General features: G+C 57.6%; 16 protein-coding genes and 1 tRNA gene. 12 read left to right on the plus strand and 5 right to left on the minus strand.

What is annotated here, in order from left to right; translation table 11 throughout:
* The first annotated feature begins 72 nt into the window (after positions 1-72).
* Genes ACZRKZ_RS13395 through ACZRKZ_RS13405 form a run of 3 tightly spaced genes read left to right on the plus strand, consistent with a single transcriptional unit; the run spans position 73 to position 3,237 of the window.
* Positions 73-1,482 carry a circularly permuted type 2 ATP-grasp protein gene (locus ACZRKZ_RS13395; protein ID WP_149412080.1) on the plus strand — a complete coding sequence of 470 codons (1,410 nt, stop codon included), beginning with the start codon at positions 73-75 and terminating at the stop codon, positions 1,480-1,482.
* A gap of 4 nt (positions 1,483-1,486) precedes the next feature.
* Entirely contained in the window at positions 1,487-2,437 is a 951-nt protein-coding gene (locus ACZRKZ_RS13400) for an alpha-E domain-containing protein (protein ID WP_463969861.1), read from the plus strand.
* Complete coding sequence (locus tag ACZRKZ_RS13405) at positions 2,434-3,237, plus strand: transglutaminase family protein (protein WP_463981809.1); 804 nt, start codon at positions 2,434-2,436, stop codon at positions 3,235-3,237. Before ACZRKZ_RS13400 ends, ACZRKZ_RS13405 begins: the two co-directional genes overlap by 4 nt.
* 220 nt (positions 3,238-3,457) lie before the next feature.
* Here the strand turns inward: ACZRKZ_RS13405 and ACZRKZ_RS13410 are convergent, their stop codons facing one another.
* Positions 3,458-4,264 carry a c-type cytochrome gene (locus tag ACZRKZ_RS13410; RefSeq protein WP_463981810.1) on the minus strand — a complete coding sequence of 269 codons (807 nt, stop codon included), beginning with the start codon at positions 4,262-4,264 and terminating at the stop codon, positions 3,458-3,460.
* Positions 4,265-4,983: 719 nt separating this feature from the next.
* Here ACZRKZ_RS13410 and ACZRKZ_RS13415 point away from each other — a divergent pair.
* The 3 genes from ACZRKZ_RS13415 to ACZRKZ_RS13425 all read left to right on the plus strand — a co-directional run bounded on the left by ACZRKZ_RS13415 (position 4,984) and on the right by ACZRKZ_RS13425 (position 9,178).
* Positions 4,984-6,189, plus strand: coding sequence for an acetyl-CoA C-acetyltransferase (locus ACZRKZ_RS13415; protein ID WP_149412076.1), 1,206 nt, complete (start codon positions 4,984-4,986; stop codon positions 6,187-6,189).
* A gap of 16 nt (positions 6,190-6,205) precedes the next feature.
* Positions 6,206-8,350: a 3-hydroxyacyl-CoA dehydrogenase NAD-binding domain-containing protein gene (locus tag ACZRKZ_RS13420; protein ID WP_463981811.1), complete on the plus strand. Its 2,145-nt coding sequence runs from the start codon at positions 6,206-6,208 to the stop codon at positions 8,348-8,350.
* Positions 8,351-8,455: 105 nt separating this feature from the next.
* The gene (locus ACZRKZ_RS13425; protein ID WP_350614470.1) at positions 8,456-9,178 is read left to right on the plus strand and encodes an amidotransferase; all 723 of its coding nucleotides are present in this window, start codon (positions 8,456-8,458) and stop codon (positions 9,176-9,178) included.
* Positions 9,179-9,199: 21 nt separating this feature from the next.
* On the opposite strand, the gene ACZRKZ_RS13430 is transcribed toward ACZRKZ_RS13425, so the two are convergent.
* The 3 genes from ACZRKZ_RS13430 to ACZRKZ_RS13440 all read right to left on the minus strand — a co-directional run bounded on the left by ACZRKZ_RS13430 (position 9,200) and on the right by ACZRKZ_RS13440 (position 11,865).
* Entirely contained in the window at positions 9,200-10,171 is a 972-nt protein-coding gene (locus ACZRKZ_RS13430) for a magnesium and cobalt transport protein CorA (protein ID WP_463969865.1), read from the minus strand.
* Positions 10,172-10,236: 65 nt separating this feature from the next.
* A complete protein-coding gene (locus tag ACZRKZ_RS13435) occupies positions 10,237-10,959 on the minus strand; it encodes a 1-acylglycerol-3-phosphate O-acyltransferase (RefSeq protein WP_463969866.1) in 723 nt (240 codons plus the stop codon).
* A gap of 216 nt (positions 10,960-11,175) precedes the next feature.
* Positions 11,176-11,865 (minus strand): crotonase/enoyl-CoA hydratase family protein, encoded by a 690-nt coding sequence (locus ACZRKZ_RS13440; RefSeq protein ID WP_463981812.1) that lies wholly within the window; start codon positions 11,863-11,865, stop codon positions 11,176-11,178.
* A gap of 333 nt (positions 11,866-12,198) precedes the next feature.
* Here ACZRKZ_RS13440 and ACZRKZ_RS13445 point away from each other — a divergent pair.
* Positions 12,199-12,288: transfer RNA gene (locus ACZRKZ_RS13445), tRNA-Ser, on the plus strand.
* A 212-nt stretch (positions 12,289-12,500) separates the two neighbouring features.
* Here ACZRKZ_RS13445 and ACZRKZ_RS13450 read toward each other — a convergent pair.
* Positions 12,501-13,172 carry a hypothetical protein gene (locus ACZRKZ_RS13450; RefSeq protein WP_193077905.1) on the minus strand — a complete coding sequence of 224 codons (672 nt, stop codon included), beginning with the start codon at positions 13,170-13,172 and terminating at the stop codon, positions 12,501-12,503.
* 158 nt (positions 13,173-13,330) lie between these two features.
* Between ACZRKZ_RS13450 and ACZRKZ_RS13455 the strand changes: the two genes are divergently transcribed.
* From ACZRKZ_RS13455 to ACZRKZ_RS13475, 5 genes are all read left to right on the plus strand, one after another.
* Positions 13,331-14,704, plus strand: coding sequence for a helix-turn-helix domain-containing protein (locus tag ACZRKZ_RS13455; RefSeq protein ID WP_463981813.1), 1,374 nt, complete (start codon positions 13,331-13,333; stop codon positions 14,702-14,704).
* A gap of 53 nt (positions 14,705-14,757) precedes the next feature.
* Complete coding sequence (locus ACZRKZ_RS13460) at positions 14,758-14,985, plus strand: helix-turn-helix transcriptional regulator (protein WP_426208759.1); 228 nt, start codon at positions 14,758-14,760, stop codon at positions 14,983-14,985.
* A gap of 434 nt (positions 14,986-15,419) precedes the next feature.
* The gene (locus tag ACZRKZ_RS13465) at positions 15,420-16,121 is read left to right on the plus strand and encodes an inovirus Gp2 family protein (RefSeq protein WP_193077820.1); all 702 of its coding nucleotides are present in this window, start codon (positions 15,420-15,422) and stop codon (positions 16,119-16,121) included.
* A 789-nt stretch (positions 16,122-16,910) separates the two neighbouring features.
* Complete coding sequence (locus ACZRKZ_RS13470; protein WP_463981814.1) at positions 16,911-19,550, plus strand: LuxR C-terminal-related transcriptional regulator; 2,640 nt, start codon at positions 16,911-16,913, stop codon at positions 19,548-19,550.
* 182 nt (positions 19,551-19,732) lie between these two features.
* Positions 19,733-21,811: a hydantoinase/oxoprolinase family protein gene (locus ACZRKZ_RS13475; protein WP_193077818.1), complete on the plus strand. Its 2,079-nt coding sequence runs from the start codon at positions 19,733-19,735 to the stop codon at positions 21,809-21,811.
* The last annotated feature ends 9 nt before the right edge of the window (positions 21,812-21,820 follow it).

The following is a 21,820-nucleotide window of genomic DNA, read 5'->3' on the forward strand; positions in this document are numbered from 1 at the left end:
ATATTTAAGTGTTTATGCCGCTGGTACGGGTCTTGCTATGGTCCCTTGCGTCCGGGTGACAAGGAGTTCGGCATGATCCGCACTTATTATGATGAGATGTACGACGGGGCAGGGCTGGTTCGCCCCCATTACCGCGAATTCGCCCGCTGGTTGGCCGAAACCCCGACGGAGCTGCTGGCCCAGCGCCGGCGCGAAGCCGATCTGCTGTTTCACCGCGCCGGAATCACCTTCACCCTGTACGGTGACGAGCAGGGCACCGAGCGCCTGATTCCCTTCGATACCATTCCCCGCAGCATTCCTGCCAGTGAATGGCGGATTGTCGAGCGCGGCTGCATCCAGCGGGTCAAGGCGCTGAACATGTTTCTCGCCGACCTGTACCACGAACAACGGATCATCAAGGCCGGGATTATTCCCGCCGAACAAGTGCTGGCCAACGAGCAATATCAGTTGGCGATGCAAGGCCTGGACCTGCACCGCGATATCTATTCCCACATCTCCGGGGTCGACCTGGTACGGGATGGCGACGGCACCTACTACGTTCTCGAAGACAACCTGCGCACCCCCAGCGGCGTCAGCTACATGCTCGAAGACCGCAAGATGATGATGCGCCTGTTCCCTGAACTGTTCGCCGCCCAGCGTATTGCCCCGATAGATCATTATCCAAACCTGTTGCTCGACACCCTTAAAAGCTCCAGCCCGCTGGATAACCCCAGTGTTGTGGTGCTCACACCGGGACGCTTCAATAGTGCGTTCTTCGAACATGCATTCCTGGCACGGGAAATGGGCGTCGAGTTGGTGGAAGGCGCCGATCTGTTTGTGCGTGATGACCGTGTTTTCATGCGCACCACCGACGGGCCGAAAGCCGTGGACGTGATCTATCGCCGTCTCGACGACGCCTTTCTCGACCCCCTGGCTTTCAACCCTGACTCCATGCTCGGCGTACCGGGCCTGCTGGCGGCCTACCGCTCGGGCAATGTGGTGCTGGCCAACGCCATTGGTACTGGGGTGGCGGATGACAAGTCGGTGTACCCCTTTGTTACCGACATGATCCGTTTCTATTTGGATGAAGAGCCGATCCTGAAGAATGTTCCGACCTTCCAGTGCCGTAAACCTGATGAATTGTCCTACGTGCTGGCCAACCTGCCTGAGCTGGTAGTCAAGGAAACCCAAGGCTCCGGCGGCTACGGCATGCTGGTAGGCCCGACCTCCAGCGCTGCAGAGATCGAAGCCTTCCGCGCGCGGATCAAGGCTAAACCCCACGCTTATATCGCCCAGCCGACCTTGTGCCTGTCCACCTGCCCGACCTTTGTCGAAAACGGCATTGCGCCCCGGCATATCGACCTGCGTCCGTTCGTGCTGTCTGGCAAGGAAACCCGCGTGGTACCTGGCGGCCTAACCCGTGTGGCGCTGCGTGAAGGCTCGCTGGTAGTCAACTCGTCCCAGGGCGGCGGCACCAAAGACACCTGGGTGGTTGAGGATTGATGCCATGTTGAGTCGAACTGCCTCGGATTTGTATTGGATGTCACGCTATCTGGAGCGCGCGGAAAACCTCGCGCGGATGCTTGATGTCAGTTATTCGCTGTCGCTGATGCCCCAGGATGGGCGCGGCGATGGCTTGCACGAACTGGCGATGCCGCTGTTGATCACCGGCACCCTGGACGATTATCGCGAGCGTCACGGCGAACTGCATGCCGAGCGCCTGCTGCACTTTTTTGCCCTGGATGCCGCGAACCCGGCGAGTATCTACAGCTGTCTCGGTGCCGCCCGGGCCAGCGCCCATGCCGTGCGTGGGCGAATCACCGCTGACATGTGGGAAAACATTAACGCCACCTGGCTGGAGATTCGCGGTATTGCCCAGCAGGGCTTGAGCCGCTATGGCATGAGCCGTTTCTGCGAGTGGGTCAAGGAGCGTTCCCACCTGTTTCGCGGTGCCACCTACGGCACCATCATGCGTAACGACGCTTTTCGTTTTATTCGCCTGGGCACCTTTATCGAACGGGCTGACAACACCCTGCGCTTGCTGGACGCCCGTTATGAAATGGCCGGCGATCAGGCCGAAGTCGTCATCGATGGCACCGCCCACGCCTACTACCAGTGGAGCGCGCTGCTGCGGGCCTTGTCGTCGTTCGAGGCCTACACCGAGATTTACCGCGATGCGCCGGGTGCCCGGCAGGTGGCTGAGTTGCTGCTGTTGCGGGCCGACGTTCCGCGTTCGCTACGGGCTTGCAGCGAGGAGATCGATCAGGTCCTCGCCAGCCTGCCGGGTATCAACGGTCGTCCGGCCCAGCGCTTGGCCGCCGAGATGGACGCACGCCTGCGCTTTACTGCGATCGACGAAATCCTGGAGGAAGGCCTGCACGCCTGGCTGACCGACTTCATCCCGCTGGTGCGCCAGTTGGGTAACGCTATTCACAGTTCCTACCTGGAGGCGGCATGAGACTCTCCATCAGCCACGAAACTACCTACCACTACGAAGACCAGGTACGCGCCAGCATCCAGTACCTGCGCCTGACGCCCCACGACAGCGAGCGCCAGCATGTACTCAGCTGGCAACTGGACCTGCCGCGCCCGGTGCGGGCGCAATTGGACCCGTTCGGCAATATCCTGCATGTACTGACCCTGGATGAGCCCCACGAAGCCATCATCATCGGCGCCCGTGGCCAGGTGGATATCGACGAGTTACGCGAGGCCGAGCATGAGAGCCAGTCGGCATTTCCGTTCCTGCGTTGCACCCGCTTGACGGAACCTGACGAAGCGCTGCGCAGCTTTGCCGAAAAGCAGTGCCAAAAGCGTCGGGATCGCAGTGCTTTGATCGACCTGATGCATGCTCTCAACCAGTACATGACCTACTCGCCGGGCGCCACTGAAGTCGACACCTGTGCCGCCCAGGCCTTCGCCGGTCGTGCGGGAGTTTGCCAGGACCACACCCACGCCTTCCTGGCCTGCGCTCGCAGCCTGGGGGTTCCTGCGCGGTATGTGTCGGGATATTTGTACAGCGAAGACAGCGAACACCTGGCCAGTCACGCCTGGGCCGAAGCCTGGCTGGATGACGCCTGGTACAGCTTCGACGTGACCAACCAATTGGCTCGGCCGGAGCGGCATTTGAAGCTGGCGGTGGGGTTGGATTACCTGGATGCCTGCCCGGTACGCGGCATGCGGCGCGGCGGAGGCCATGAACAGATGCATGCCAAGGTGTTTGTGGCGCCAATGCCGATGGTTTCGGTGCAGCAGCAGTAGGATTTAGCCCGCTATCGCAGGTTTGTTTGCAATGAGCCTAGGTATTTACACATCGCGCAGCCCCGCTATTTTTCGTAGAAGCTGTCGAGCTTTAGCGAGGCAGCGTCGGGAGCGACCTGGTGTTGGGGGCTGATCTGGTGGCGGTGGTGCGGCCGACGTAGCCTCGCTAAAGCTTGGCAACTGCTACGGCGGTTCCTGCGATAAGGTCTTTCCAGTCACCTCAAGGCTGCTGCTTACGGCCTGCCATATGCTTCAAATACCCCACCAGCAAATCCAGCTCGCTGTCTGGCAACACACTGGCCGCAAACGCCGGCATCTTCGCCTGGGGCCAATGCCTCATGCTCTGTGGATCACGAATGTAGCGCTTAAGGAAATTACCGCTGAAGTACTCGGTCGGGCTGTAGGGGATATTCAGGTCTGGCCCGACATGGGCATCCCCGGCACCATTGAGCCGATGGCAGGCCAGGCAGTTTTTTTGAAATAGCGCAAACCCCCGGTTGATCGGGTCATCCGCCGCCAGCTTGGGATCTGGCAACAACGCCGGGAAACGTTCGGCAACCGTCTTCAGCTGTTTGATTCCAGAGATCTGAAACGGCCATTGCTCGGGGCTGATATGGCCCGCTTGCGGGTTAGTCCAGACCAGATAAAACGGTCCGGCGCCAGGTTTGTCAGCTGCTAGCGGCGGCCACGGGTGAGCTGGATCTTCCACCGCCAGCCAGGCCCGGCTGCCGGTTTTTTCAAGCAGGGGAGCCGCCGTCAGCTCCGCGGCAAAGCCGTCGAGGGCCACTGCCTGCAGATGGTTTTCAGGTTGTACACCTGCAAGCAAAACTGCCAGCGGAACCGCACGATAGGTCATGGCGCGCTTGTAGGAAACGTCATCGGCGATCTGTACCGTTTGCGCAGCCGGGTGTTTGAGCAAATCAGCGGTTTGCCAGGTTTTGCTGGTGTGATCCAACTCGATGGTCAACTGCGCAGCAGAGGCAGGCAAGGCCAGCAGCAGGGTCAAGAAGGCGATGATGTATTTCAAGGGCTGGCCCGCGATAGCTCACTGTTAACCGGCCTGACTTATCAAGGCCGAAACCGTGGCTAACGATACCGGAAAACCACAAACAATCAGTACGCAAAAAGACAGCCCCTACGACGGGACAGCTGTACGCAATTTCCCGGTAGGTGCTGCCAAAGGCTGCATGCCTGGTGCTGTATTGGCACAGGTGGAGAATGAATCAGTCACCCAATAATCTTGGTCAGATTGGGCAAAATCAGAATCAGAGTGGTGGCGAAAAGAATGAGTCCCGCCTGACGTACTTTCGATTGTTTGAACATGGCTGACTGCCTTTTGTTGTTATTCCTGAGCGTCAAATGCGTGCCGGTACATTTCACTATGAAGGTCGAACATGTCGCTTTTTTTACAGGTGCCCCAGCAAAACCCGGCAGCCACCTCTTAAAGCTCCTACAAATTCAACCTTAGAGCCCTCGTTGTCCGTGGCTTAGATCCCTTTAATATCAATCGATATGAAAATCCTCTAAAAATGCATGAGGCATATTGCCAGCTCGGCGGCAGCCCCTTGGCTAGACAGCTAAAACGATTAATCAGGGGTTTCCATTAGCCTCCTACCGTTCGTCTGAGCATGCGCGTCAAGGTCAATGAGCGCTTCGGTCATTGAATACAGCGCTTCTGCGCCTAAGGTAAGAGCACGGTCGGCTCTCGTCTTTGAGAGCTTCATTGCACAGCGGTTCGAGGACGTCATGACCCAAGCTTTGATCTTTGATGCGATACGCACGCCCCGGGGCAAAGGCAAGGCCGATGGCGCCTTACACAGCGTCAAACCGGTGAACCTGGTGGCCGGGCTGCTGGCGGCGCTGCAGCAGCGCACAGGCCTCGACACTCGGCAGGTGGATGACATCGTCCTCGGCTGCGTCACTCCGGTGGGGGACCAGGGCGCGGACATCGCCAAGACCGCCGCGCTGGTGGCTGACTGGGACGTCAGCGTCGCAGGTGTGCAGATCAACCGTTTTTGTGCGTCCGGACTGGAAGCGGTCAACCTCGGGGCGATGAAAGTGCGCTCCGGTTTTGAAGACCTGGTGGTGGTCGGCGGCGTTGAGTCCATGTCTCGTGTGCCCATGGGCAGCGACGGTGGCGCCTGGGTGCTGGACCCGCAAACCAACTTGCACAGCCACTTCACGCCTCAAGGCATCGGTGCTGATCTGATAGCGACCCTGGAAGGCTTCAGCCGTGAGGATGTCGACGGCTTTGCCTTGCACTCCCAGCAGAAAGCGGCGAGGGCGCGTTCGGACGGGTCATTCAAAAAATCGCTGATCGCGGTGCAGGACCAAAACGGCATCGTGCTGCTGGATCAGGACGAGTTCATCCGCGCCGACTCCACCCTGGAGGGCCTGGGCAAGCTCAAGCCCAGTTTCGAAATGATGGGCCAGATGGGTTTCGACGCCACCGCGTTGCGGGTCTACAGCCATGTGGAACGCATCAACCATGTGCACACACCGGGCAACAGCTCCGGAATCGTTGACGGTGCTGCGTTGATGCTAATCGGTTCCGAAGCCAAGGGTCGCGAATTGGGTCTACAACCACGAGCGCGAATCGTCGCCACGGCGGTGACCAGCACCGATCCGACCATCATGCTCACCGGCCCAGCGCCTGCCACCCGCAAAGCCCTGGCCAAGGCCGGCTTGCGGGTTGAAGACATCGACCTCTTTGAGGTCAACGAAGCCTTTGCCTCGGTGGTGCTCAAGTTCATCAAAGACATGGGCATCGACGCCGCGCGGGTCAACGTTAACGGCGGCTCCATCGCCATGGGCCATCCTCTGGGCGCGACGGGTTGCGCGATCCTCGGCACCCTGCTCGACGAACTGGAGGTGCGCCAGCAGCGTTATGGTCTGGCCACCCTGTGCGTGGGCGGCGGCATGGGTATCGCCACCATTATCGAACGCCTCTGAGCCTAAGGAATTTGTCATGACCGATGCCATTCGTTACGAAAAAGGCCAGGACCAGATTGTGGTGCTGACCATGGACATGCCGGGCCAGAGTGCCAACACCATGAATGCGGTGTACCGCGACGCCATGGCCGCCACCGTCGCGCGCCTGGAAGCGGAAAAGGATTCGATTGCCGGAGTGATCATCACCTCGGCAAAAAAGACCTTTTTCGCCGGCGGCGACCTCAATGAGTTGATCAAGGTCGAAAAGTCCCACGCCAAGGCCTTCTACGACATGGTCCTGGGATTGAAGGCGCAACTGCGCACCCTGGAAACCCTTGGTAAACCGGTGGTGGCGGCCATTAACGGCGCGGCCCTTGGCGGTGGCTGGGAGATTTGCCTGGCGTGCCAGCACCGCGTAGCGCTGGACCACAAGTCGGTGCAGATCGGCTTGCCGGAAGTCACCCTCGGCCTGCTGCCGGGCGGTGGCGCAGTGGTGCGGATGGTGCGGATGCTGGGCTTGGAGAAAGCTTTGCCCTACTTGCTGGAGGGCAAAAAAGTCACGCCGCAACAGGCCTTGCAAGCTGGATTGATCGACGAGCTGGCGACGGATCTCGACGAGTTGCTGGCCAAGTCCCGGGCCTGGATACTCGCCAACCCGACGGCCAAACAGCGTTGGGATGTCAGCGGCTACCAGATCCCCGGCGGTACGCCATCTAACCCGAAAGTCGCGCAAATGCTCGCCATCGCCCCGTCGATTCTGCGCAGCAAAACCAATGGTTGTTTCCCGGCTCCGGAGAAAATTCTCTGCGCCGCCGTGGAAGGCGCCCAGGTTGATTTCGACACCGCGCAGTTGATCGAGACCCGCTACTTCACGGAGCTGACCACTGGCCAGGTGGCGAAAAACATGATCGGCACCTTCTGGTTCCAGCTCAATGAAATCAACGCTGGCGGTTCGCGACCACAAGGCTTCGCTCCATACGTCACACGCAAGGTCGGCATACTCGGCGCCGGGATGATGGGCGCGGGGATCGCCTACGCCAGTGCTTGTGCCGGGATCGAGGTGGTGCTTAAAGACGTCACCCTGGCTGCAGCAGAGAAGGGCAAGGCTCATTCTGCAGCACTGCTGGACAAGAAGGTCAGCCGTGGGCAACTGACGGCCGAGCAGCGAGAAAGCACGCTGGCGCGGATTCATCCTGCAGAGCTCGATGCCGACCTTGCCGGCTGCGACCTGGTCATTGAAGCGGTATTTGAAGACCGAGACCTCAAGGCCAAGGTCTCGGCCGCCGCGCAACGCGTTGTCGGTGCCGACGCGGTGATCGCCTCAAATACGTCTACCTTGCCCATCGGTGGCTTGGCCAAAGCGGTGCCGGACCAGAGCAAGTTCATCGGTTTGCACTTCTTCAGCCCGGTGGAAAAAATGCCCCTGGTGGAGATCATCAAGGGCGCCAATACCAGCGACGAAACCCTGGCCCGAGGTTTCGATTTCGTACTGCAGATCAAGAAAACCCCGATCGTGGTCAACGACAGTCGCGGCTTCTTTACCTCGCGTGTGTTTGGCACCTTCACTAACGAAGGCATCACCATGCTCGGTGAAGGCGTGGCCGCGCCGATGATCGAGACTGAGGCGCGCAAGGCCGGCATGCCCGTTGGCCCGCTGGCGATCTCCGACGAAGTTTCCCTCAGCCTGATGAGCCATATCCGTCAGCAGACGGCCAAGGACCTGCAGGCCGAAGGTAAAGCAATGCCGCAGCATCCGGCGTTCGCCGTGATTGATCTGTTGCTCAATGAATACAAACGGCCTGGCAAGGCAGCCGGCGGCGGTTTCTACGAATACCCCAGCGGAGGGCAAAAACATTTGTGGCCGGAGCTGAAAAGTCGTTTTGAGAAACCCAGCCAGCAGATTTCGCCCCAGGATGTACGGGACCGACTGCTGTTTATCCAGGCCATCGAAACAGTGCGGTGTGTGGAGGAGGGCGTGTTGATGTCCACTGCCGATGCCAACGTCGGTTCGATTTTTGGTATTGGTTTTGCGGCCTGGAGTGGCGGGGCATTACAGTTCATTAATCAATATGGCCTGAACGACTTTGTTGCGCGGGCGCGTTACCTGGCCGAGCAATATGGCGAGCGGTTTTCGCCGCCGGCCTTGTTGCTGGAAAAAGCGGCGCAGGGTGCGACGTTCTGACTGCAGCGAGGTAAAGTGACATAGGCTAGGGCTTGCCTTGCTGGGGTATTTCAAGGCAGGCTTCTTGCGTGTGCATTATTCCCATCACCGTGTCAGGTATTTTTTATGTCGCTACGCGTCTGCATTCTGGAAACCGATATCCTGCGTCCGGAACTGGTCGATCAATATCAAGGTTACGGGCAGATGTTTCAGCGCCTGTTCTCCCAGCAGCCGATTGCCGCTGAGTTCACCGTCTACAACGTAATGCAGGGCGATTATCCGGCCGATGATCAGGTATTCGATGCGTACCTGGTGACGGGCAGCAAGGCCGACTCTTTTGCCACCGATCCGTGGATCGAAACCCTCAGGACGTACCTGCTGAAGCGCTATGAACGTGGCGACAAATTGCTGGGTATCTGCTTCGGGCATCAACTGCTGGCGCTGCTGCTGGGCGGCAAGAGCGAGCGGGCGACCCAGGGTTGGGGCGTGGGTATTCACAACTACAAACTGGCTGCCAAGGCTCCGTGGATGAGTCCGGTGGTGGAAGAACTGACACTGTTGATCAGCCACCAGGATCAGGTCACGGCGCTACCGGAAAACGCCACGGTAATCGCGTCCAGTGATTTCTGTCCGTTTGCCGCCTATCACATCAATGACCAGGTGTTGTGCTTCCAGGGCCATCCTGAGTTTATCCACGATTACTCGCGGGCACTGTTGGATATCCGCCAGCTACACTTGGGCGAACAGGTCTATCAGAAAGGTATGGCCAGCCTGGAGCATGACCACCACGGCGTGACCGTGGCGGAGTGGATGATGCGGTTTGTTGCGCACAAACCGCAGGTTGCCTGATCAATAAGTCTGCGGGGTGACTTACAACCACCCCGAACGCTTGAAGCTTACCCACAACCCGATGCAACCCGTCGCGATAAACCCCAACACGCCAAAATAACCGTAGTGCCATTGCAGTTCCGGCATGTTCTGGAAGTTCATCCCATAGATCCCGGCCACCGCCGTGGGGAACGCCAGGATCGCCGCCCAGGCGGCAAACTTGCGCTGCACCACGCTCTGGCGTGAGGCTTCCAGCAATACCCCGATCTCAATGGTCTGGCTGGCGATATCCCGCAGGGTTGCCAGGTCTTCCATCTGCCGCGTGACGTGAATTTGCACATCGCGAAAATACGGGCGCATGTTCTTGTCGATAAACGGAAAGCTCAGCTTCTGCAGTTCCTCACTGATCTCCACCATCGGCGCCACATAGCGGCGTAGTCGCAGCACATCGCGGCGCAGCCCGTGGAGATGCTGGACATCCCGCTCACTCAGGGAATTGCACAGCACGTTGCGCTCCAGTTCATCAATTTCGGCATGAATTGCTTCGCTGACTGGCTGGTAGTTCTCGGTGACAAAATCCAGCAGCGCGTAGAGTACGAAGTCTTCCCCGTGCTCCAGCAACAATGGACGCGCCTCACAGCGTTGGCGCACGTAACCGTAGGACGCCGAGTGGCCATTGCGGGCAGTGATGATGTACCCGTTGCCGGCAAAGATATGGGTTTCGATAAACTCCAGCTTGCCTTCATGGCGAACTGGCGAGTAGGTCACGATAAACAGCGCATCGCCGAAGGTTTCCAGCTTGGGCCGGCTGTGTTTTTCCAGGGCATCTTCGATGGCCAGTTCATGCAGGTTGAACTGGCGTTGCAGATTGGCCAACTCCTGGGCGTTGGGCTCTTCGAGGCCAATCCAGACAAAATGGTCAGGCTTGGCGGCCCAGGCAGCGCCTTCGTCGAGGGTGATGTTAGTGACTTTCTTCCCGGCGCTGTAGACGGCGGCGGCAACAACTCTACCCATAGTGCTGATCGCTTCTTTATTTGGATGGCTGCGGGCAGCTTAGCTTGAACGGGACGCCAGCGGGGTCAGGTTGTTTGCAGCTGTTGATCCATTGCTGCAATACACACCACCATCTGCGCCCGACATTCCTCCATCAGCCGGGGCATGTCATCTATCGTCAGTCCGGCCGTAGGAATGGGCGGCAATGAACGAATCAGCACATCACCACTGTCCCAGCGATTGAGCTTCATCTGCTTCACATAGGTACTGACGCACACCGGCACAATGGGCACGCCAGCGGCAATCGCCATCTGGAACGCACCTTTCTTGAACGCCAGCAGGGTTTCGCCGAGGTTGCGCGTACCTTCCGGGAACACCCATATCGAGGTGTCTTCGTGCTGCAACGTATGGGTGGTGGTGAGCATCGAACGCCGCGCCTTGAGGGCATTGCTCCGATCAATCAACACATTGCCCGCCAGCCAGAACAACTGCCCGAACAGCGGCACCCATTTCAAGCTCTTCTTGCCGATACACACGGTGCGGTAGGGCACCACGTTACCGAACACGAACAAATCATAGTTGGACTGATGGTTGGCGATGATCACGCAGCTGTTGGGTTTGTCCCGCAGCGAGTCAACCTGGGCCTTGACCCGCAAGCGCAAAATCCACATCGCAGGCAACGCATAAAGGCGTGCACAAAGACGGCTATTGTCCGGGTTGAACGGCCGGCAAATTCCCAGCAGCACGCCCAGCACGCCCGCAACGATAAAATGCAGGCTCATCAATAACATGCGTACAAAGTAAAGCATCGACACGGCCCATTGGGACAAAAGGTGGCGCAGTGTACGGACGTGCACTGTATTCGGCAATTACCCCTGTAGAGGTAGGAGATGGGCGATGTTTAAGCGCATGTTTCAACATTCGGTGACAGACACTGTTTAGAGCGGTTGCGGCTCTTTTCAGAGTCGAGTGTAAGAAAAAGCCCGACTCAAGGTCGGGCTTCTAGTAATGCATGGGTTGTCGACTTAACCCAAGTGCTCCTGATCTTGAATAATCGCGCTATCCAGCGCTTCCAGCAGCGCCTTGCGCACTTTCAGCTTGGTGTGCTTGTGGGCGTTCATATTGATTTTTTTCAACTGACGCGCCGCTTCCAACGCCGCCGCCTGCAGTTCTTCGGGCGCCACCACCTTGTCGAGGAAGCCGGCACTCAAAGCGTCTTGCGGGTTGAACATCTCGGCATTGATCACCGAGCGATGAAACGCCGATTTGCGCAGGCGATCGCGCGCCAACTCGATCCCGGCATGGTGCATGGTCATGCCGATCATCACTTCATTCAGGCCAATGCTGAACGGCCCTTCCACACCAATCCGATAATCCGCCGACAACAACAGAAATGCGCCCTTGGCCACCGCGTGCCCAGGGCAAGCGATAATCACCGGGAAAGGGTGCGACAACAGGCGACGAGCCAGGGTCGAGCCCGACGTCACCAGGCTGACCGCCTCCTTGGGGCCGGCAGTCATCACTTTTAAATCGTAACCACCCGACAGAATTCCCGGCTGGCCCGTGATGATCACCACTGCCCGATCTTTCTCGGCCTGATCCAGCGCTTCATTAAAGGCACTGACCACTGCAGGTGAAATGGCATTGACCTTGCCGTTGCTCAAGGTCAGGGTCGCGATACCGTCTTCGAGGTGGTAGGCAATCAACTCACTCATGACGCGATTCCTTTGTAATACATGTAATAGAAGTGCAGGCAGCAGACGTTACTCACCGCGCTCGCCCTGGTAAAGCGCTGTGACTGACTGGCCAGTCAGCGTTTTCCCCCATGCCCGCCCGCGAGCAGCCTTCGGCAGGGCGCAGCAGCGACTCTAGGCAGCGTTGTCTGTGCCTGAGAATGGCACAATCGCCTTGGTGAGTACGGTGCCTAATACGCCTGGAACGGTATAACCGTCTAAGCGCATGAAAATTCTGAAAAAAACCTTTGCCATCAGAAAAGCTTTCGACTACATTAGCGCGCCTCGACAGACTGAATGAGTTTGACGAGATACGGTGAAGTGTCCGAGTGGCTTAAGGAGCACGCCTGGAAAGTGTGTATACAAGAAATTGTATCGAGAGTTCGAATCTCTCCTTCACCGCCAAATTTAAACCTAAAGGCCCCGTTTTACGGGGCTTTTTTGTGCTCGCTGTATTTTGTTCCCACATTTGTTCCCCCATCTGGATTTCGGTGATTTTCGCTCTGTGAACTCTGTCCTGCTTTCCGCCGTAGGCGTCACCCATTATTGCGACGTGTGGGATTTTCTTCCGTGGTTCAATTGGCAGGTAGTTTTTCGTCACGCGTCTCTGCTTGCGCTCAAATCAACCTTTCGCTAACAACGTCATGCTCAAACGCAATGAAGTTGAGCGATCTCTTCACCCCCTTCATCCGCTTTTCGACCTCTCGACGTGCATCAGCCTCGTCGCCATTGAAAGGGGGGTGATTGGTTTCCATCGACGATTCCCACATCACTAGCAGCTCCACATGGCGTTCTAGGTGCTTTATCGCCTCGTCCAGTTGGCGTTTGAGCATGGCGTTCGTTTGCTTGGCCGCTTTCTGCTCACTTTGTGCGGCTTCCTTCAGTTGTTTAGCTTTCCTCTGCTGTTCCTGGGTGAAGCTGTGCAGGTCATCAATGAGTTCGGTCACGATTGATGTTTCTGTCTGGCCGGGAGCGGCAGCCAGAAGACGGAGCTTCTTAACGGTGGAGTTGGGTAAGGAAAAGGTACAGGCCTGTTTGCCATTGCTCGGTGACCGGTACCTGCGCTGTCGTAGGGCATTTTTCATGCGTTCGACTAGCTTGAGCCCGGCGGCATGCTGCTCAAAAAAACGGATGAGCTCGACTGTTCCGCTATATTCCGGATTTCTGCGTCGAGGTATGAACGCTGCGCTGGAACCAAGACTGTTAGCGCGTTCCTGGAGGTAGCGTTCGGCCCATGCCCATTCATCCCGGTGCAGCCACTTAAGGTCATTCTTAGCTGCTTTTTCCATTGGTTTTCTCTCCTCCTAAATGTCTTTTGTACTGTGACTTAAAGACCTTTTCAATAGCGATGCATGGCGTTACCGTAACGTTATGCGTTTGTATGAAGTATTTGATTAAGTTATTTTACAGGTGTAGAAACAGATATTTAATTAAGGGAGATTTCGGTTTGGCTCTGCATATCCAGGGAATGATCGAGGCGTTGGCCACCTGTGGTGCGGAGGCGCGTTTTCTCCTGGAGGCGATGGCATACGCTGTTCTTCAGGATTCCAACGAGCACACTGTCTACAGCGGCAAGGTGCTAGCTAAACAGCTTCAGCTTTCTGAAACGCTGGTCAGTGCCGCTCTCGCTGAACTCGTGTCAGTCGGTCTAGTGTGTCGGTTGTCGCAAGTGGCCGGACGTGGCCGGCCGACAATTAGTTACCTGCTTGCAGCGGGAACGATCGCTGCGCTGAGGGCCAATCAATGCCCATACGGGCTCCACTCCCAACACCTGCAGCGGCTCTTCTCTGGAGTCGCAATGGTGACGGAGAGGTTAGGAGAACCTCAGGAGGGGCGGAAGGAGAGGGCGGCCCTTACTAGGCTGGGTAAGCCTGCGCCCCGTGGTGCTCGCGGTCAATTGAGTGCCTGCAATCGTTTGTTGCTGGGTGTTTTGCTGGCGCATGCGGACCGCTTTGGCATGGTACTAGGGGTTGGTAACGTCGCTTTACGCCGTACCACCGGGCTCGATCCCGACAGCCTAAGATATCGACTTCAGCGATTAGTCGCCTTGGGTTTGGTCCGTCGGTGGGTGCCGGGATTATCCAGTTCGGTGTTTAGCGGTGGGAAGATCAGCAGTACGTATTACCTCAATCTGAATCATTCGATGTTCGCTGTGAAAAGCAGTACTGCGGTAATGGTGCATGTGACCAGGGACTGGGATGGCAAGCGCATTGATCACGGGGAAATTCTTCGGCGGGATATGCAGGCCCACGGAAGTAGACACGGTGAAACTCAGTCTGAAACACCCGGCGCGGTAATTCGATTTCTAGCAGGGCAAAAAATCGAAGTTTTCGAGCTGCTTCAGCACATGCTGTTGCGCCATGCCTCTGATCTGCTTTCTCGGCATTGGCTTGACCTTGATCGTGTTCACCCAATTGACGCTGGCTGGCTGTTGGCAAATATCGCTGCGGCGCTGCGCAAACCATCGGCACTCGAAGAAGGGCAAACGAACTCCGAGTTGGGGGCGGTGGTAGAGCATTTTTGCCGTCTGGTGTTTGATATAGCCCGGGAGTTCAAGGTGAGGTTTGATCAGGTGACTTGGCTCGGGTTTGAACCAGGATGCCTGAGCATCCTGCCGGCATCGGCGAACGCGGGTTATCAAGTCATTACACTGGTGCTGCAGCCGCCCCCGCTGGGCGCTCCTGAGTGCATGGTCCTTCGGGAAGCAAGGCATCGCGTGGTTGAGCCTCAAGCCTGGGAAACCGAGGCAGAGATGTCGCTGCAGAATCGACAATTCTGTGGGCTGGCCTCGTCTCCCGCGAGACGGCTGGTGAAGGGGTAAGTCATTTTTTACTAACCCCGCCATTCCTCTGAGCCAAGCAGAGGAGCCCACTCATGCGAATCATCCGCCTGAAACAAGTCATCGATTCGACAGGTCTTGCCCGGTCGACCATCTACAAATACATCGCAGAAGGTACCTTCCCTCAACCGGTCTCACTCGGCGAACGCTGCGTCGGCTGGGTTGAGAGCGAAATAGACGATTGGATCTTGGCACGGATCGAGGAGCGGGATTTAGCTGAGACCGTTTCAGTTCGGTCTGCCCGCTTGAGCATGGCCAGCTAAAAACGACCCTGTGCGCCATGACCGGTTGGAAGCCGGTCATGGCGCTTATGCTGGATAGGGCAGAACCCCTCATCGGACGTCCCCAGCAGACCGAGTAATGTTTCTCCTTATTGCTCGGATCGTTGGGAGGTCGGAATTCGGGTTGATGGCTATCAAGGGCGCAGATCGATGGTTTATCTCCAGAGTAGACGCCCTGAAGAAATTCACGGTGTAACTTTGAAAACTCCTCCCACAATCCCGGTGTGGCCGAGAGAGCCATTCGCGGTGCGGGTAGTATGCTTTTACTGATACTTACTACCCATAGGGTTCGTGGGCAGATTCATTGCAGCATCGACAAGCACATCCTGAAGAGGGTAGGGGGCAGGTACGAAGTAACGGTAAAAAAATAAACAACAGGCTCAGGTTATGGAACTCACCAACTGAGGCGTCATAACATGAATAGCAATCCTAGCACCCCCCGCCACTACCCTCTTCGTCATCCCGGCAACACCAACCTCCACCTGCACTACAGCGACACCTTTGAAGGTCAGCCCGTGATGGGCGATAAGGGACCTTTCGTTAGGGAGTACCTTTCCCGGTTAAAACGTACCATAGGCATGGCACTAGCTCAGTACCCGCGGATGCTGGCCTTCAGGGTGGATCTTAGGCTGCCCGAGGGTATTGATCTCCCTATCCATGCTTGTACGAATCAGGTCATCAGTAGGTTCACCGCCTCCTTCAACGCCAAGATCGAGCACAACCGAGACAAGGCACGTGAGCGGAATCATTACGCCCGTGACTGCAAGGTTCGCTATGTTTGGGCTAGGGAGGTCGGTCAGGGAGGGAGGCCGCACTACCACCTGCTTATTCTGCTCAACCGGGATGCCTACTACACGGTGGGACGCCTACGCTCTGAGAGGGCCAACAATATCAGTCGCATGGAGGAAGCGTGGGCGAGTGCTCTGGGTCTGTCAGTGGATCACGTAAGGGGGCTGGTCCATATCCCGGAGAATCCTGAATACCGAATAGACCGGTATGCCCGTCCTGGTGATGAGGACGAATTACCTGCGTTGTTCCATCGCGCTAGCTACCTCTGTAAGGCGGCTACGAAGTCTTATGGGGATCGCCTGCGGGGCTTCGATACCAGCAGAGGATAATCGCTCGATCTGTATTACTACCCAACGGTTCAGGTCAGGCTGCGAGTTGAACAAGTCTTCGATGATCTTGACCGGTTGACTGCTCAGCATGAGCGTAACCCTATGTTTGATCACCTCCTTGGTTATCTATGCGGTGGAGCAGGGCGATGATCGTGGCATACCACATCTATGCGGCGTTCTTCTTCAACGGTAATGAGGTACGCGGAGATGTCTACAAGGCCATTTAGGTAGGCAAGTTGTGGAGTGAGATCACGCACGGCCAAGGCTACATGCACAGTTGCAACCACGACAAGGAGCGATACCGTGATGCGTGCGGTATCGGTCGTATCACTGAGAAGTGATCGAGCCATTCGGCGCCATATTCACAAGATGGTGAAGTATCGTGTGAAAGATGTCCAGCACTTGCGCTTGAGGCCCGAAGGAGCTCGATGCCTACGGATGGGACAACTGAAGCGTCCTCGTCGAGGGTGAAGTTGTCTGAACATCAGTTCCTGGATTCCGAGTGTTAAAGAACCTTGTAATTACGTGAGCAGAGCAACCGATCGTCATCGGTGTAGATGGCCTTTTTTACGCCGTTGAATTCAGCAATAAAGCAGGAGAACGGCTGTTGAATTCTGGTCGGTACCTTGTTCGTGTTCCCCCACTTCTACGGCTGGCTGTCGCGCGATTATCGTGTGCACAGTCTGCGCAAACAACAACGGGCAGAGGCGTAACAAAGTCTTGGTGTCTCTTGACTTTGTTTGGGGCATTCAACATCTTCACAGTCATATTCGACTCGGCTTTTGCAGTATGGACGATTCAGAGTTCCCCAGTGCCTGGATGTGGATGGGTAAGGTTGCGCCGCCCCAAGCCCAGCTGGAGGCGGTGCCTCGTAAGGAATTACTGGCTGCGTTACAGCGCAACCAGCACAAACCTTTAACGCTTGTCGTCTCTGCTGCGGGCTTCGGCAAGACGACCTTGTTAGCGCAATGGCGGGTTCGCCTGCTGCAAGAGCACGCTGCCTCGCCGACGGCGTGGTTGTCGTTCGACGAAGCCGATGCCGAGGTAAACCGTTTTCTTGCTTATCTAATCTGCGCGCTGCAAGCGGCAGGGCTGGATGTCGGTGGCCTGGCAGCGCTGGCGCAATCTCAGACGCTAGATGTTCGGCCGCAGCGTACGGTGACGGCGTTATTGCAACTACTTGCGAGCGATGGACGCCGAGTGACGCTGATGATGGATGATTATCATCGCGCGTCCAACAGTGCGGTCGATGAGGTGGTGTTGACGTTGCTCGAACGGGGCAGTCAATGGCTGCATCTTGTTGTCGCGAGCCGTATGCGCCCCGCCTGGCCCTTGGCCCGACTCAAGTCGCAAGGTCTGGTTCATGAACTTGGGGCCAGTGATCTCATGCTGTCACCCGCTGAGGCGGCACAGATTTTTGGCGTGCATCTTGGCGAACCAGCATTGGCAAGTCTGCACGAGAAGACTGAAGGCTGGGCGGTAGCTGTGCAGTTGGCGCACCATTGGCTTGCGGGTACCAATGGCTCGCTGTTTGGCCTGCAGTCGTTCTCCGGTCGTGTTGCTGACGTCGCAGAGTATTTGACGGAGCAAATCTTCGAGAACCTATCTGAAGAATGTCGCGCCTTTCTGCTGGAAACGTCCTTGCTGGAGCGCTTCAACGCTGAACTGGCCGATGTAGTGCGGGGGCGCGAGGACAGTGCACAGTTGCTGGCGCAACTATCGGCATTCGACGCGTTGCTGGTGCCATTGGATTCCCATCGCAGTTGGTTCCGATATCACATGCTGCTGGCCGACTTCCTGCGTCCTCGTCTGGATATTCCACGGTCCCAGCGCATTCACCAGGCCGCTGCGCATTGGCTGGCAGTGCAAACCGACTGGGTACTGGCGGTCTCCCATGCGTTGCGTGCTAAAGATACCGTGTTGGCGGTAAACCTGGTGGTGCGCGCCGGGGGCTGGGAGCTGGTGTTGCGCAAAGGCATCAGTTACGCGCAAAGCCTGTTGCAACAGTTCGACGAGCAAGCGCGTAGCAGCGAGCCGGATCTGTTGTTGATGCAGGCATATCTTCACGCCAAGTTGGGTAACCGGGCACTGTCGACCGAGCTGTTGCGTCTGGCCAAGGTTGCAGTGCGCGGTGATGAGCGTCTGGAACGTGATTTCGCCGTGATCCAGGGGTTGACCCAGGCCTATTTCGATCAGTTCGATAATGAACAGGGGGCGCTGAGCGGCGCAGACTGGGCCGGAAGTGCTTTGGCCCTGGCGACCTTGCAATGTGTGCGGGCGATGAGTTGCCTGGCGTATCCCAACCTGCCCGAAGCCTTGCGTGTGGCCCGTGCGGCGAGGTTGCAGATGCGGATGGTGGCAAGTCCCCTGGGTGAGAACTATTGCCTTATTCATGAAGCGCAAGCCTTATCGCTGACAGGGGAGGTATCAGGCGCCGGGGTGCTGATCGACGAAGCCTTGTGCATGGCGCAGGAGAACTTTGGCAGCGAAAGCTCGCTCAAGGCTGTGGTGGGCTGTTTCAAGGCTCAACACCTCTATTGGCAAGGTGCATGGGCTGAGGTGCAACCTTTGATCCGCGAAGGCTGGGACTCGCTCGAGCATACCGATGGCTGGCTCGACGTGTTTGCCGCTACCGCGGAAGTCTCCTGGCGTACAGCCTTGCGCGCACTGGGTGTACAACCGGCACTGGCCGAACTGGAGAAAATCGCCCGAATCGCTAATGACAGGCAGCTTGATCGGCTAACACGCCTGGTTCATGCATGGCGGATCGACTTGTTGGCGCAATCGGGCCTGGTTTCCCAGGCCCGCCAGGAACTGCAGCTTCATCGATTCGACACCCTGCCTGCCGACGAATTGGACTGGCGTAATCGCGAGGCAGTCGGTTTGGCCCTCGCACGGCTATTGTTGGCCAGCGGTGCCTCGGCGGCTGCCCTTGCTCGCCTGGAGCGTGACATTGAAGCGTTGCTGCAAAAGGGCCTGATTTTGCCGGTTTGGCGTTTACGCATTATGGCGATGCTGGCCCGTTACAAAGTCCGTGGCGAGCTGGACGCCGAAGAGGTGAGCGGCACGCTTTTACCGGTTGTAGGCCAAGGCTTGATGGGACTGCTGCTGGAGGTGGGACCGGCGTTGCTGCCTATGCTCGATGTGTTACCCGACGTATTCCCCGGCATGTCCTCGGTGATCACCCGGTTACGCGGTTGGCGGGCGCATCCTGTACGTCCACGAGCTCATATCAGCGCCAAGGAGATGCAGCTGTTGACGTTGTTGGCTGGCGGTCAGTCAAACAAGGCCATCGCGTTGGCATTGGACATTTCTGAAAACACCGTGAAGTTTCACCTCAAGCAGATTTTTCGCAAACTTGAGGTCGAGAACCGTTCCGCGGCCATCAGCACCGCCCTGCGTGAAGGACTGCTCGACCCCCGCGCGTGACCGTCCTACCCATTTGGGTAGGTAACCTCGCTACCCGTCTCGTGCCTACCCACCGGCAGCGTTGAAGTCTGCCCAACGGGTTCTTAGCATCGATTGCAACAGCGATTCATTGCCTGAACGGCAAGGGATTTCAGACTCCTGTTGCCAATATAAACAATCATGCTAGGAGATGTACTGTGGGTATGAACGGCAAGACCGTGCGCGTAGCGACCGACGTCGGGGGAACCTTTACCGACCTGGTCTATTTCGAGACAGATTCGGTCAGTGGCCGGCAAACGATCCGCACGGTAAAATCAGACACAACGCCGCCCAATTTCGAACAGGGCATTCTCAATGTGCTGGACAAGGCGGATGTTCGCCTGGATGAGGTGGACTTCCTTGCCCATGGCACCACCGTCGTCATCAACGCCTTGACCGAGCGTCGCGGTGTTCGCACCGCCTTGATCACCACCCAAGGCTTTCGCGACATCCTCGAGATCGCCCGCGCCAACCGCCCGGATTTTTTCAATCTCAAATGGGTAAAACCCCAGCCTTTTGTCCCGCGTCACCTGCGTCGCGAAATTGCCGGTCGCATGCATTGTGATGGGCAGGAACGTGAGCCACTGGATTTGAGCGGGCTTGCCCTGCTGCTCGAAGACTTGCGCCGAGAAGAAGTTGAGGCGATCGCGGTGTGTCTTCTGCATTCTTATGCCAACCCTGCCCATGAACTGGCGGTCCTGGCTGAAGTGCAGCGCCTGTGGCCCGAAGTTTCGGTCGTGGCTTCGCACCAGATTACCCGCGAATGGCGAGAGTATGAGCGCACCAGCACAACGGTGTTGTCGGCCTACGTGCAGCCCATTGCCGCGCGCTACTTGAGTGACCTTGAACGTGGGCTGCGAGCAGGGGGCTACAAGGCTCCGCTCTACGTCATGCAATCGAACTGCGGCGTCGACACGGTAGCGCACGCCCGTGAAACACCGATCACCATGGTCGAGTCCGGTCCTGCCAGTGGTTTTTGGGCCGCCGCCGAATTGGGCCGGTTGATTGATGAACCCAACTTGCTCGCCTTGGACATCGGCGGCACAACGGCCAAGTGCTCGCTGATCCGCGATGGCCAGGTAACCATCAAAACCGACTATTGGATCGAGCGCGATCGAATCAGCGCCGGTTATCCGATCATGGTGCCAGTGGTGGACCTGGTGGAAATCGGCAACGGCGGTGGTTCGATCGCCTGGGTCGACGAATTCGACAAGCTGCACGTCGGCCCGCAATCGGCGGGCGCGCAGCCCGGTCCGGCCGCTTATGGCAATGGCGGCACATGCGCTACCACCACCGACGCCAACCTGGTGCTGGGCCGGATCAACAAGGACTACTTCTGTGGTGGTGAGCTGCAAGCCGATATGCCAGCGGTGGAGCGTGCGCTCGGTTTACTGGGCGCAGAGCTGGGTTTATCGAGCGTCGAGATCGCCCGTGGCATCGTACGTATCGCCAACGACAACATGGTCAATGCCCTGAAACTGGTTTCCCTCAACCGCGGCTATGACCCACGCGAATTCACCCTGATCGCATTTGGTGGCGGAGGTGCCATGCACGCTGTGGCGCTTGGCCAGGAACTGGGTGTGAAGAAGGTAATCATCCCGCGAGGTGCTCCGGTTTTCTCTGCTTGGGGCATGACCATGTCGGATTTGCGCCGGGACATGTTCGTCAATCGCTTCTTTGACTGTGACCGCGAAGGTGCGCTGGCCGAAGCCCAAGGCTTCCTTGACCAGTTGCTGTTGACTGCGCGTGAAGAATTTGAAGACCCAGCGGTTGATTCGCATCAAGTCGAGCTCACGGCTCACTGCAAACTGCGTTACCAGAATCAGGAGCATTCGGTCGAAGTGCCGCTGCTGGCTAACGAATGTGTTGTAGATCACTGGGAAGCAATTTCCGGGCGATTCCATGCGTTGTACGAGCAGCACTACAGCTACCGCCTCGATGCGCCGTTGGAAATTGTCGGCTTTCATGTCGTCGCCGTGGCTCAGATCGGCAAGCTCGACCTGGGTGAAATGCCGGTAACCGGGGCAACGCTGACAGCCGCCCTCAAAGGCCGACGCCTGGTGGATTACGCATTGGAAGGCCGCCACGAAGCGTGCATCTATGACAACGCCAAATTGGAGCCGGGCATGACCTTTGACGGACCGGCAGTGATCGAGGATGCGGGGACCACGATTGTCGTGCACCCACGTAACCGTGTGCGCGTAGATCAGCTCGGCAACATCCACATCACAATTGGCCAGTAAAGGAGCAGG

The sequence above is a fragment of the Pseudomonas sp. c313 genome (assembly GCF_055407145.1).